We start from the raw sequence: 12,125 nt of genomic DNA, 5'->3' as shown, positions 1-12,125 counted from the left end.
TATAAGAGACAGGGTGGGTTGTCAGTGGGCGTCGATAGCCTTGAAGGGGCTCGGCCCCCGGGAGGGCGGGGTCTGTCCGGTGTACGGGAGGCGGAGTTCATGACGGAGCAGAGCGAGCCGGGCGGGCTCGCTGCGCGGGAGCGTGCCGTGCTGGCCCTTGAGCGGCGCAATTGGCCCTCGCCCGGCGCGAAGGAGCGCGCGGTGCGCGAGGAGCTGGGCATCTCCCCCACGCGCTATCACCAGCTGCTCAACGCCCTGCTCGACGACGAGCGGGCCCTCGCCCATGACCCGGTGACGGTGAACCGGCTGCGCCGGATACGCGAAGAGCGCCGCACCAGGCGCCGGATGTGACGAATAGGAGCATCCGGAAACCCCGTGATACCCGCACCCCAAGCCGCTGAGCCCTCGAGCCCGGCTACTCGGCCGCTTCCGCCGCCCGTGCCTTGTTCTGGATGTCGGCGAGTACGGCACCCGGGGAGCCGCCCGGCGCGACCGCCTTGCCGATCTGCGCCTTGATGTCCGCGCTGACATGCGCCCAGGACGTGTTGCCGACGGGCGGGAGCTGGGACGTGGGCAGCGCGTCGAGGAAGAGCTTGAGCTGCTTGTACTTGGCGTCCTCGGCCATCGCGTCGGCCGCCGAGTTGGTCACCGGCAGGATGTTGTAGCGCTCGGAGAAGTCGAGGACGTTCTCCTTGCTGTAGACGAAGTCGAGGAAATCGCCGATCTCGTCCCGGTTGCCGTTCTGCTTGAAGGCCATCATCCAGTCGGCCACACCCATCGTGGCCTTCGCCTTGCCGCTGCGGCCCGGCAGCGGCGCCATCGCGAACTCCACGCCCTTCTTCTTCGCCTGGGCGATCAGCGTCGGGTGCCCGTTGAGCATGCCGACCTCACCGTTGGAGAAGGCGTTGAAGGCCTCCTGGCGGTTGAGCTCGCCGGGCGCGACCGGGCCCACCAGGTCCTTGTCGACCAGGTCCTTCTTGAGCCAGTCGAAGGTCCGGACGTTCATGTCCGAGTCGAGGGTGTACGAGCCGACCTGGTCGGTGTAGCCGTCGCCGCCGGCGAGCAGCCACATCATGGTCTCGGCCTGTGCCTCCTCCTTGCCGAGCGGCAGGGCGAAGGGGTACTTGACGCCGTTGTCCTTCAACAGCTCGGCGTCGGCGGCCAGTTCGTCCCAGGTCGTGGGGGGCTTGGCGATACCGGCGTCGGCGAAGAGCTTCTTGTTGTAGAACATCAGGCGCGTCGACGAGGCGAACGGCATGCCGTACTGGATCCGGTTGACCTCACCGGCCGAGGTGAGCGAGGACAGGAAGTCGCCCTGGACCGGGATGGAGAGCAGATCGTCCGCGGCGTACAGCTGATCCTTCGCCGCGTAGTCCGAATACGCACCGATCTGCGCCATGTCGGGCGCTTCGCCCGCCTTGACCATCTTGGCCACTTCGGCGTCGACGTCGCTCCAGGACAGGACGGTCACTTCGACCTTGATGTCCGGGTTCTTGGCCTCGAACTTCTCGACCAGATCCGCCCAGTACTTCTCGGAGCTGTTCTCCGCCGAGTCGCCGTAATCGGCGGCCACGAGCTTGAGGGTCACCTCACCGGAGCCGGTGCCGCCACCGCAGCCCGCCAGCGTCATTGTGAGACCCAGCGCGGCACCTGCCGCGATCAGTACGTTCGTGCGCCGCTGCACAGCCGATTTCCCACCCTTGTTGTGATCCAGTCGTCCCCCGTGACGTCCTGTGTCCTTCACCAGGTCTACACCACTCAGATATCACTTCTGCAACGGAGGGTCACCGTTGTTGCATCCGTTGGCCAAGGCTACCGCCGGCCGTCCGCGCAAAGGTCCAGGGCCTCGCGCACGGCAGTCCATTGCTCCTCGCTCACGCCGACTGCTATGCACAGCAGGCCAGATGGCGCGCGAACCGGTGCGAACCCCTCACGGTGCGCAACGGCGGGCGGCATCCGGCGCGGCAAGGAGCAGCATCGAGCACCAACCGAACATCCCGTGCCCGTCCCGGTCGAGGAGCAGCCCCGCATGTCACGTACCGCCGCAGAAATAGCCACCCAGCCCGGCTGCTGGCGCCGGGCCGCCGAAGCCGCCGACTCCCTCGGGGCCGCCGCCGGACTGCCGGTGCCCGGTGAGCGGGTCGCCGTCACCGGCTGCGGCACGTCGTGGTTCATGGCCCTCGCGTACGCCGCCCTGCGCGAGGCGGCCGGGCAGGGCGAGACGGACGCGTATCCCTCCTCGGAGTTCCCGGTGGGCCGGCCGTACGACCGGATCGTGGCGATCACCCGCTCCGGCACGACGACCGAAGTGCTCGAACTCCTCGCGCGGGTCAGGGGAACGACGGCCACCACGGTGATCACGGGCGATCCGAAGACGCCGGTGATGGAGGCCGCGGACAAGGTGACCGTGCTCGACTTCGCCGACGAGGAGTCGGTGGTGCAGACCCGTTTCGCGACGACCGCGCTGGCCTTCCTGCGCGCGGGCCTCGGGGAGATCGAGGGGGTCAAGCCGGTGGCCGAGGCGGCCGTCGACGCCGAACTCACCGTCACCGAACCCCTGCCGGACGAGGTGCTCTCCGCCGGGCAGTGGACGTTCCTGGGCCGCGGATGGACGTACGGCCTCGCGCTCGAGGCCGGGCTCAAGATGCGCGAGGCGGCGGGCGCGTGGACCGAGGCCTACCCCGCGATGGAGTACCGCCACGGGCCGATCTCGATCACCGGTCCCGGCCGGGTGGCGTGGATGTTCGGTGCGCTGCCCGAGGGGCTCGCGGGTGATGTGGCGCGCGTCGGCGGGCATCTGGTCGCACGCCAGGAGGCCGATCCGATGGCCGACTTGATCCGAGTGCAGCGCCTCGCGGTGGCGCTCGCCGAGTCCAAGGGGTACGACCCGGACCGGCCCCGCAATCTCACGCGGAGCGTGATCCTCGCCTAGCTGGCGCCGCTTATTGGCGTGACGCGGGCCCGGCCGGACCGTCATCATGGCTGTCATGTCCGGGCCCTATGTCATCCGCGGTTCGGTCTCCCTGCCGGAGGCCGAGCTCCTGTGGCGTTTCTCGCGGTCCTCCGGGCCCGGCGGGCAGCACGTCAACACCTCGGACTCCCAGGTGGAGCTCCGCTTCGACCTGGCGAACACCAAGGCCCTGCCCGAGGTCTGGAAGGAGCGGGCGCTCGAGCGCCTCGCCTCCCGGCTCGTGGACGGCGTGATCTCCGTACGGGCCTCCGAGCACCGCTCGCAGTGGCGCAACCGGGAGATGGCGGCCACCCGGCTCGCCGCGCTGCTCGCGGAGGCCACCGCGCCGCCGCCGCGTCCGCGCCGTCCCACCCGGATTCCGCGCGGGATCAACGAGCGGCGCCTGCGCCAGAAGAAGGCGCGGTCCGACACCAAGCGGGGGCGGTCGGGCAAGGACTGGGGCTGAGGACTGAGGGGGCGCCCACCTGGCTCCTGGATGCCCGGGCTCCTGGGCTCCTCAGTCACCCCAACTGCCGGTAGCGGCCCCGGAAATACGTCAGCGGTCCGCCCTCCGGGCTCGGCAGCGAGGCCGAGAGCACCCGGCCCACCACGAGCGTGTGATCGCCCGCCTGGACACGGGACTCCGTCTCGCACTCCAGCGTCGCCAGCGCACCGCCCACCAGGGGCGCACCGGACAACTCCCCTCGTGTGTAAGGGATGTCCGCGAACAGCAGCCGGTCGCTGATGCGGCCCTTCATCGCGAAGCGGCCGGCGATGTGGCGCTGGGACTCGGAGAGGACCGAGACCCCCCAGCGCGGCTGCTCCGCCAGGAGGTCGTCCATCCGGGAGCCCTCGCGCAGCGAGACGAGCACCAGCGGCGGATCCAGGGATACGGACAGGAAGGCCGTGGCCGTCATGCCGACGTCCTCGCCGGCCGGGCCGCCCTCACCGAGCGGCTCCTCCACCCCCGTCACCAGGACCACCCCGGCGGCAAGGCGTGACATCGCGGCACGGAACTCGTCGTTGCTCACCCCCACAGGATGCACGGCTTGCGGGGGCACTGCGGCAGGGGGCTTCAATGCTTGCGACACGGATCGAACGTAGACCCGCCGCCGCCCGCACCGCATCGGGCGCTGGGACCAGGACGGGACTAGGTCCCCGGTCCGAGTCGGGGGGCGTACGCGGTCGGTCCCCGGCGGGCGCAATCGATCGATTTGCGTTCAGGAAACGGATACGGGAGCACACGGTCCCGCTCCCAACCCTTCATCCCCTGCTGTGACTTGAGTCACAGGGTCCATATTTTGTTGACCCTGTGTACCGAGTGGGCAGCTCGCTGTGATTCAGTGGCTGAGGCAGGAGACCATGATGCGAACGCCTGCCTGTCGAGAAGCGGTCGAGAAGCCGGGGAAGCTGCTAATCCTGGAGTTGCTGTCGAGGTCTCGGGGAGAGCGAGCATGGAGACCGAGTCGGAGCCCTACGTCCGTCTTGCGACCCTGCGGCAGCTGCACCAGGTGGTCGCGGAGCTGAACACCGCCCGCAGCCTCGCCGACACCCTGCAGGCCGTGGCCGACGGCGTGGTGACCGGGCTCGGCTATGAGCTGGGCTGCGTGAATCTCGTACGGCCCGACGGCGACCTGGTCGTGGCCGCCTTCGCGGGCAATCCCGCCGCCGAGGCCCTGATCACCGGACGCGTCGGCTCCCGCGCCTCCTGGGAGCGCCGGCTCGCCATGGGCGAGGCCTGGGGCTCGCTGCGCTTCATCCCGCACACCGAGGGCTGGGTGCTCGTCGAGGACGACGTGCCGCAGTGGCACACGGACGGCCCCGAGCCCCGCTTCGAGGACGAGTGGCACCCCAGCGACCGCCTCTACGCACCGATGTACGCCACGGGCTCCTCCAGCGGCGAGCTGATCGGTGTGCTCTCGGTCGACCGGCCGCGCAACGGCCGCAAGCCGGGCGCCTGGGGCCAGGAAGCGCTCCAGATGTACGCATTTCAGGCGGCCATTGCAATCAGTAATGCTCGACTTCGAGCAAATATGCAGCGCGCACTGGTCAGGCTCGAACGCGAGCAGCAGGCGCTGCGGGCCAGCGAGGAGTCCTTCCGGCAGGCCTTCGAGTACGCGCCGAGCGGTATGGCCATCGCCGAGATGGGCGGTGACCAGCACGGCCGGATACTGCGCACCAATGACGCCCTGTGCCGCCTCCTCGGCCGCCCGGCCGCCGCGATGCGCCGCTACTCCTTCTCCGATCTGGTCCACCCCGAGGACATCGGCACACTCCTTCGCACCTCCGCCGAAGGCGGGCGGGCCGAGCTCAGGCTCGGGCGGCGCGACGGCACGTATCTCTGGGTCTCGCTGCGCAACTCCGTCGTGGCCGACGCCACCGACGGCCCCCGGTTTCTGCTCACGCACGTCGAGGACATCGAGGAGCGCAAGCGACGCGAGCTGCACCTCGCGCACCGCGCCTCGCACGACGCCCTGACCGGGCTGCCCAACAGCGCCGAGCTGCGCTCGCGGCTCAGCTCCCGGCTGTGCGGGCGGCCGCAGTCCGTGCCGCAGAGCCCCATCGAGTCGCTCGACGCGGCCTACGGTGCGGCCCCCACCGCGTACGACGGCTCCATGGGGTACGACGCGAACGCCTCCCCTTACGACTCGAACGGACATGGTTTCGACTTCGGTCGTGCGGCCGCCGACTCCGCATTGACCGGCACCAGCAATGGCTATGGCGTCTACGACCACCATGTCCACGTGGTCGCTCCGCAGAGCGAGCACGACGACGGGACCAAGGGGCTCGCGGTGCTCTTCTGCGACCTCGACGGCTTCAAGTCGATCAACGACCGGTTCGGGCACCACACCGGCGACGCCGTGCTCATCGAGGTGGCACGGCGGCTGACCAGCGGGGTGCGCGACGGGGACACGGTGGCGCGGCTCGGCGGTGACGAGTTCGTGGTGCTCGCCGACGGTCTCGGCCGTGCGGACGCCGCCGACCTCGCGGTACGGCTGCGCAACGCGATCATTCCGCCGATCCGGGTGGACGGCCGCGCGGTGCGTGTGGGCGCGAGCTTCGGTATCGGCTGGGCCCACTGCGGTATGTCGGCGGACGAGGTGCTCCAGTCGGCCGACCAGAGGATGTACATCGAGAAGCGCTCACGTGCCAAACAGCACAGACGAGCCGGATAACTCCAGGTCAGCTGGTTTTCCTTGGCAACAGGCCCCGAAGGGGTCACTCGAAGCGGGTACGCTCGCCCGGATACGTACGACTGTGTTCTGCCCGATCGAGCAACCTGCCTGAGGAGTGACCTGGGGATGACCACGCCCGGTGACAACGGCGCGCGCACGCCCGAGGAAGAAGACCCGTTCGGTTATCTGTACGCCGACGGGCAGGCCGCGGGTGCCACCCCGCCGCCCGGCGGGGGTGGCTACGGCTACCCCGGCCGCAGCTCCTACAACCAGGTCCGCACGGTCGGCGAGCGGCAGTACGGGCAGCAGCCCCAGCAGGCTTACGGCCAGCAGGCGCCCCAGGGGTACGGGCAGCCGGCGCCGCAGGGGTACGACGCCCACTACTCCGCGCCGGAGACCTACCCGGGCGACGCCACCCGGACGATGTCGTCGCAGCAGTCTTCGCACGGCGGGGGCGGCGGGCGCGGCCGTGGACCCAACTCCAAGGGCCTGATGATCGGCGCCGTCGCCGTGGTCGCGGCCGTGGTGGTCGGCATCGGCATCGCGATGCTCGGCGGGGACGACGACAAGGACCCGCAGGCCGGGTCCGGCGGTGACGGCGGGACCACGGCCGGCGAGAGCGTGAAGCCGTCCGAGCCCGCCGAGAACAAGGACGACAAGCCCATCGAGCTGCCGAAGACCGACGCGAAGGTCCTCCAGCTCACGGCGCCCGCGGTGACCGCTTCCGACGTCAAGGGGTCGAAGGCCGGGACGTATGTGGCGGGGTTCAACCAGGTAGGCGCGGCGTTGACCTGGCAGATCGACGGGTTCGAGAAGGCCGGCTCGTACAGCCTGCGGGTGACCTATGGAGTGCCCGGCGAGGACACCACGGGCACGCTGACGGTGAACGGCAACAAGCAGACGCGGCCGCTGAACATGAAGAACTTCGCCAACGCCAAGGCGGGTGACTGGGAAAAGGGCTGGACCTCCACCTACGCGGTGGTCCAGCTCAAGAAGGGCACCAACATCATCACGCTCTCGTGCGAGCAGAGCGACAAGTGCAACGCCAACATCGACCAGATGTGGCTGGTCAAGGGCACGAACGGCTAGCCCTCCAGCTGGCGCAGGAAGTGTGCCACCGTCCCGGCCATCGCCTCGCGGGCCGGGACGAGGTATTTCCGGGGGTCGACGGCCGACGGGTGGGCCTCCAGGAAGGCGCGTACGGCGCCGGTGAACGCGGTGTTGAGGGCCGTGCCCACGTTGATCTTGCGCATGCCGGCGCGTACGGCCGCGCGGATCTCCTTGTCCGGTACGCCACTTGAGCCGTGCAGCACGAGGGGGACGGGGACGGCTGTGGCGAGCCGGGTGATCAACTCGTGGTCCAGTGCCGCCGTCCGCTCCGTCATCGCGTGCGAGGAGCCGACGGCCACCGCGAGGGCGTCCACGCCGGTGCTCTCGACGTAGGCCCGCGCCTCGGCCGGATCCGTCCGTACGCCGGGGGCGTGCGCGTCCAGCGGCGGCTCGCCCTCCTTGCCGCCGACCTTGCCGAGCTCGGCCTCGACCCAGAGGCCGCGCTCGTGGCCCCAACGGACCGCCTGCGCCGTGGCTTTGACGTTCTCGCCGTACGTCAGCTTCGAGGCGTCGAACATCACGGAGCTGAAGCCCTCGGCGTGGGCCCTGCGGAAAAGGTCCGCGCTGACGACGTGGTCGAGGTGGAGGGAGAGCGGGGCGCGGCTGGTCTCGGCGACGGCCCTCGCCGCGGCGGCGACGGCGGTGAGGCTCCCGCCGTGGAACTTCACGGCGTTCTCGGAGATCTGCAGGATCGCGGGGGCGCCGGCCCGCTCGGCGCCGGCGGCTATCGCCTCGGCGTGCTCGAGCGTGATGACGTTGAAGGCGGCGACGGCTGTGCGCTTCTGCCTTGCTTCGGCGATGAGTTCACCGGTCGTGGTGAGCGGCATGGGTCCCTCACTTTCAGCCCCTGCGGCGTTTGAGCAGATCTTTCAGCCCCCGGCGACGGGACATCACGCCGCATCCGCGTGCTGCACCACGGAGACACCCGCCTCGAACTCGGTATACGCATCCGCGTCGAACTCCCCCGCCACCGGGGCGAGTACCGTCGCCGCCGACAGCGCGACCGCCGACGCGAGCCGCTTCGGCCAGGGGTCGCCCGCGACCAGGCCGGCGAGCAGCGCCGCCACCGCCGAGTCCCCCGCCCCCGTGGGGTTGCCCGAGACGATTGCGGCGGGCGTGGCCTGCCAGGTGCCGTCGGGGGTCGCGGCGAGGAGGCCGTTCGGGCCGAGGGAGGCGACGACCGCGTGGGCGCCGCGGCGGCGGGCCGCGCGCGTCGCGGGCAACGGCTCCCAGGAGCCGGTGAGTTCGGCCAGTTCGTCCGCGTTCGGCTTGACGATGTCGGGGCGCGCGGCGATCCCGCGGCGCAGCGGTTCGCCGCTGGTGTCGAGGAGGACGGGGACGCCCGCGGCGCGTGCTCCCCGTACGAGATGGGCGTACGCGCCGACCGGCACCCCGGGCGGCAGGCTGCCGCACAGCGCCACCGCCGACGCGGAGGTCAGGAGGGTCTCGTACGAGGTGAGGAACGTCGACCACTCCGACGGGGTGATCAGCGGACCCGGCTCGTTGAGCTGCGTCGTGTCGCCGGACGAGGAGTCGACGACGGCGACCGTGCGGCGGGTGGAACCCAGGACGGGGAAGAGCGCGTCGCGTACGCCGTTCAGGCCCGCGCGCAGCGCCTCGCCCGTCGCACCGCCCACGAAGCCCGTGACGGTGACGTCGTGGCCGAGGGCGGTCAGGACGCGGGCGACGTTGAGGCCCTTGCCGCCGGGGCGTTCGGTGACGGTGGTGACCCGGTGCGAGGAGTGCGGGACGAGGCGCTCCACGCGATACGTCAGGTCCAGGGCCGTGTTCAGCGTGACCGTGAGGATCACGGGTGCCCCCCGGAGTGCGTGTGCGTGCGCATGCGGGTGCTCGTGTGCGCGCGTTCGTGCGTGTGCCGGGCCTGATCATGCCAAAAAGGAGGCGGTCAGCCCAGACCTCGGGGCCAACCGCCTCCTTAAAGATCGGAGGTCAACAGGGGATCAAATCACCCCAGTTGGGGATCCACCACCCATTCGCCCCTGCGCATCACGCCGACGACCGAGTAGCCGCCGTCGAGGACGACGAGGTCCGCGTACTTGCCCGGTTCGAGCGAGCCGACCTCGTCGTACGCGCCGATGAGCTTGGCCGGGTTGGCCGAGATGGAACGTACGACGTCCTCGATCGGCAGCCGGTCGATGGTGACCGCGCGCTTGAAGGCGCGGTCGAGGGTCAGCGTCGAGCCGGCGATCGAACCCTCCGAGCCGTCCTCGGTGACCAGGCGCGCGACGGAGTCCTTCACCTCGACGGCCAGCGGGCCGAGCATGTACGCGCCGTCGCCGAACCCGGCCGCGTCCATCGCGTCCGTGATGAAGGCGACCCGCGAGGCGCCCGCGCGGTGGAAGGCGAGCTCCAGGGCGGCGGGGTGCAGATGCGTGCCGTCGTTGATCAGCTCGACCGTGACGCGCTCGTCCTCCAGGAGCGCGACGATCGGTCCCGGCAGCCGGTGGCCGATCGGCGGCATCGCGTTGAAGAGGTGCGTGGCGACGGTGGCGCCCGCGTCGATGGCTTCCTTCGTCTGCTCGTACGTGGCGTCGGTGTGGCCGATCGCCGCGATCACGCCGTGCTCGGCGAGCAGCCGTACGGAGTCCACACCGCCGGGCAGTTCGGTGGCGAGGGTGAACATCCGGGCCTGGCCGCGGGCCGCGTCCATCAGCTTGCGGACGTCCGCCGGGTCGGGGTCGCGCAGGAGGGACTCGTCGTGGGCGCCCTTGCGGCACGGCGAGATGAAGGGGCCCTCGAAGTGGATGCCCGCGATCTCGCCCTGTTCGGCCAGCTCGGAGAGCAGTCCGGCGCGCTGCGCCAGGAAGTCCATGTCGCCGGTGACGGTGGAGGCCACCAGGGTCGTGGTGCCGTGCTCGCGGTGGGTTCGAACCCCCTTGAGCACGTCGTCCACGGTGCCGGACGTGAAGGACGCGCCGCCGCCTCCGTGGTTGTGGATGTCCACGAAACCGGGCACCACCCAATGGCCGGACAGGTCGACGGCCGGGGCGTCCGGCTCCGCGGCGCCGGCGATCCGGCCCGCGTCGTCGACGATGACCCGGCCGTCGGTGACGGTTCCGGTGGGCAGCACCACCCGGGCGCCGGTGAGTACCTTGCGTGCGGCCATCAGGCGGTTACCTCCGTGGACTGGGTCGGTACATGGGCGTCGGTTCCAGGTGCGTCGGGCCCGTCGGGCCCGGCTTCGGCTTCGGGACGGCGCCCCTCGGCTTCGAGCAGGTCCCAGGCGAGGAGCCCCGCGCCCAGGCGGCCCGCGGTGTCCCCGAGGGCCGCGGGGACGATCGCCGGCAGCGACTGGAACGTGATCCGCTCCTCGACGGCCGCCCGCAGCGGTGTGAACAAGGTTTCCCCGGCTTCGGCCAGTCCGCCACCGATGATCAGCGTGCGGGGGTCGAGCAGGGTGACGGCCGTGACCAGGCCGTCGGCGAGCGCGTCGATCGCGTGCTGCCAGACCGCGACGGCCCGCGGATCGCCGGATTCGACCGCCTTGGCGCAGTCGGCGGCGTCCGCGTCGGGGTCGCCGCTGGCCTCCGCCCACGCCTCGGTCACGGCGGAGGCGCTGGCGTACCGCTCCAGGCAGCCGCGCTGGCGGCAGCCGCAGGGGGTGCCGCCCGGGCGTACGACGATGTGCCCGATCTCGCCCGCGCTGCCGTGCGCGCCGGGCTCGATGACCCCGTCGATGCCGATGGCGCCGGCGATCCCGGTGCCCAGCGGCAGGAACAGGAACCGGTCGGCGCCCCGGCCGGCCCCGATCCGTCCTTCGGCGAGGCCGCCGGTGCGCACGTCGTGACCGAGCGCCACGGGGATACCGAGCCGTTCGTGCAGCAGATCCCTGAGCGGTACGTTCTCCCAGCCCAGGTTGGCGGCGAAGAGCGCGATACCGCGCTCGGTGTCGACGATCCCGGGGACCGCCACCCCCGCGGCCTCGGCCCGCTGCCCGTACTTCAGTTCGCCGTACGCGCGCAGCTCGGCCGCGAAGTCGAGGATCGACTCGATCACCGCGTCGGCGCCGCGTTCGCGTCCGGTACGGCGGCGGGCCTCGTGCAGCAGTGCGCCGTCCGCCCCGACCAGGGCGGCCTTCATTCCGGTGCCGCCCACGTCCAGGGCGATGACATGTCTCACGGGGACAGTGTGGCGCGTATCCCCAAGAAAGGTCTAGTCCACTTGTCGGCCTGTCTCGTACAAGTCTTGTACTCGATTCGTACTGGGCTCGTACAGGTCTCGTACGGGAACCAGGACCGGGACAGATGCGTTGGAGGGGGTGAGGGTAGCTTCGGGGACGACTCGCAGCACCCGCATACACATTTAGGGGAAAGGGACCTCCATGGCTGTAAGCCTGTCCAAGGGCGGCAATGTCTCGCTGACCAAGGAGGCGCCGGGCCTGACCGCTGTCACCGTGGGCCTCGGCTGGGACGTCCGTACCACCACCGGCACGGACTTCGACCTGGACGCCTCGGCGATCGCGGTCAAGGCTGACGGCAAGGTCTTCTCGGACGCGCACTTCGTCTTCTTCAACAACAAGGCGACGCCGGACCAGAGCATCGTGCACACCGGCGACAACCGCTCCGGTGAGGGCGCGGGCGACGACGAGGCGATCAACGTCAACCTGGCGGCCCTGCCGGCCGAGGTCGACAAGATCGTCTTCCCGGTGTCGATCTACGACGCGGAGACCCGCTCGCAGAACTTCGGCCAGGTGCGCAACGCGTACATCCGCATCGTCAACCAGGCGGGCGGCGTCGAGATCGCGCGCTACGACCTCTCCGAGGACGCGGCCACCGAGACCGCGATGGTCTTCGGCGAGCTGTACCGCAACGGTGCGGAGTGGAAGTTCCGGGCCGTAGGCCAGGGGTACGCGTCGGGGCTGCGTGGTA

At 70.5% G+C, this 12,125-nt stretch carries 12 protein-coding genes; 6 read left to right on the top strand and 6 right to left on the bottom strand.

Annotated elements, in window-relative coordinates:
* The first annotated feature begins 99 nt into the window (after nucleotides 1-99).
* Nucleotides 100-351: a DUF3263 domain-containing protein gene (locus tag G6045_RS34245; protein WP_165336096.1), complete on the top strand. Its 252-nt coding sequence runs from the start codon at nucleotides 100-102 to the stop codon at nucleotides 349-351.
* 64 nt (nucleotides 352-415) lie between these two features.
* Here the strand turns inward: G6045_RS34245 and G6045_RS34240 are convergent, their stop codons facing one another.
* Nucleotides 416-1,684, bottom strand: coding sequence for an extracellular solute-binding protein (locus G6045_RS34240; RefSeq protein ID WP_408056397.1), 1,269 nt, complete (start codon nucleotides 1,682-1,684; stop codon nucleotides 416-418).
* Between the two features lie 345 nt (nucleotides 1,685-2,029).
* On the opposite strand from G6045_RS34240, the gene G6045_RS34235 reads away from it, so the two are divergent.
* Nucleotides 2,030-2,932, top strand: a complete 903-nt coding sequence (locus G6045_RS34235) for an SIS domain-containing protein (RefSeq protein WP_165336095.1) — start codon at nucleotides 2,030-2,032, stop codon at nucleotides 2,930-2,932.
* Between the two features lie 46 nt (nucleotides 2,933-2,978).
* Complete coding sequence (arfB, locus tag G6045_RS34230) at nucleotides 2,979-3,416, top strand: alternative ribosome rescue aminoacyl-tRNA hydrolase ArfB (RefSeq protein WP_165336094.1); 438 nt, start codon at nucleotides 2,979-2,981, stop codon at nucleotides 3,414-3,416.
* Between the two features lie 55 nt (nucleotides 3,417-3,471).
* Here the strand turns inward: arfB and G6045_RS34225 are convergent, their stop codons facing one another.
* The gene (locus tag G6045_RS34225) at nucleotides 3,472-4,077 is read right to left on the bottom strand and encodes a flavin reductase family protein (RefSeq protein WP_165336093.1); all 606 of its coding nucleotides are present in this window, start codon (nucleotides 4,075-4,077) and stop codon (nucleotides 3,472-3,474) included.
* Between the two features lie 327 nt (nucleotides 4,078-4,404).
* Here G6045_RS34225 and cdgB point away from each other — a divergent pair, with 327 nt between their 5' ends.
* Complete coding sequence (gene cdgB / locus G6045_RS34220; RefSeq protein WP_165336092.1) at nucleotides 4,405-6,126, top strand: diguanylate cyclase CdgB; 1,722 nt, start codon at nucleotides 4,405-4,407, stop codon at nucleotides 6,124-6,126.
* Nucleotides 6,127-6,252: 126 nt separating this feature from the next.
* A complete protein-coding gene (locus G6045_RS34215; RefSeq protein WP_165336091.1) occupies nucleotides 6,253-7,215 on the top strand; it encodes a carbohydrate-binding protein in 963 nt (320 codons plus the stop codon).
* Here the strand turns inward: G6045_RS34215 and G6045_RS34210 are convergent.
* The 4 genes from G6045_RS34210 to G6045_RS34195 all read right to left on the bottom strand — a co-directional run bounded on the left by G6045_RS34210 (nucleotide 7,212) and on the right by G6045_RS34195 (nucleotide 11,376).
* Nucleotides 7,212-8,063, bottom strand: coding sequence for a class II fructose-bisphosphate aldolase (locus G6045_RS34210; RefSeq protein ID WP_165336090.1), 852 nt, complete (start codon nucleotides 8,061-8,063; stop codon nucleotides 7,212-7,214). The genes G6045_RS34215 and G6045_RS34210 overlap by 4 nt on opposite strands.
* Nucleotides 8,064-8,126: 63 nt before the next feature.
* On the bottom strand, nucleotides 8,127-9,047 hold the full coding sequence (locus tag G6045_RS34205) for a 1-phosphofructokinase family hexose kinase (RefSeq protein ID WP_165336089.1): 921 nt from the start codon (nucleotides 9,045-9,047) through the stop codon (nucleotides 8,127-8,129).
* A 155-nt stretch (nucleotides 9,048-9,202) separates the two neighbouring features.
* Complete coding sequence (nagA, locus tag G6045_RS34200) at nucleotides 9,203-10,363, bottom strand: N-acetylglucosamine-6-phosphate deacetylase (protein ID WP_165336088.1); 1,161 nt, start codon at nucleotides 10,361-10,363, stop codon at nucleotides 9,203-9,205.
* On the bottom strand, nucleotides 10,363-11,376 hold the full coding sequence (locus tag G6045_RS34195; protein ID WP_165336087.1) for an ROK family protein: 1,014 nt from the start codon (nucleotides 11,374-11,376) through the stop codon (nucleotides 10,363-10,365). The genes nagA and G6045_RS34195 overlap by 1 nt, the downstream gene beginning before the upstream one ends.
* A 202-nt stretch (nucleotides 11,377-11,578) precedes the next feature.
* Between G6045_RS34195 and G6045_RS34190 the strand changes: the two genes are divergently transcribed.
* On the top strand, nucleotides 11,579-12,125 hold a 547-nt coding region (locus G6045_RS34190), incomplete at its 3' end, for a TerD family protein (protein WP_165336086.1).

This window comes from Streptomyces mesophilus (assembly GCF_011044995.1).
Taxonomy (GTDB): Bacteria; Actinomycetota; Actinomycetes; order Streptomycetales; family Streptomycetaceae; genus Streptomyces; species Streptomyces mesophilus.
The sequence above is the reverse complement of the archived record's forward strand: the minus strand, read 5'-3'. Positions and strand labels throughout refer to the sequence as shown.

Coding starts and splice junctions, on each gene's coding strand:
- G6045_RS34245 (WP_165336096.1), top strand. CDS start 100: ATGACGGAGCAGAGCGAGCCGGGCGGGCTCGCTGCGCGGGAGCGTGCC.
- G6045_RS34235 (WP_165336095.1), top strand. CDS start 2,030: ATGTCACGTACCGCCGCAGAAATAGCCACCCAGCCCGGCTGCTGGCGC.
- arfB (WP_165336094.1), top strand. CDS start 2,979: ATGGCTGTCATGTCCGGGCCCTATGTCATCCGCGGTTCGGTCTCCCTG.
- G6045_RS34225 (WP_165336093.1), bottom strand. CDS start 4,077: ATGCGGTGCGGGCGGCGGCGGGTCTACGTTCGATCCGTGTCGCAAGCA.
- cdgB (WP_165336092.1), top strand. CDS start 4,405: ATGGAGACCGAGTCGGAGCCCTACGTCCGTCTTGCGACCCTGCGGCAG.
- G6045_RS34215 (WP_165336091.1), top strand. CDS start 6,253: ATGACCACGCCCGGTGACAACGGCGCGCGCACGCCCGAGGAAGAAGAC.
- G6045_RS34210 (WP_165336090.1), bottom strand. CDS start 8,063: ATGCCGCTCACCACGACCGGTGAACTCATCGCCGAAGCAAGGCAGAAG.
- nagA (WP_165336088.1), bottom strand. CDS start 10,363: ATGGCCGCACGCAAGGTACTCACCGGCGCCCGGGTGGTGCTGCCCACC.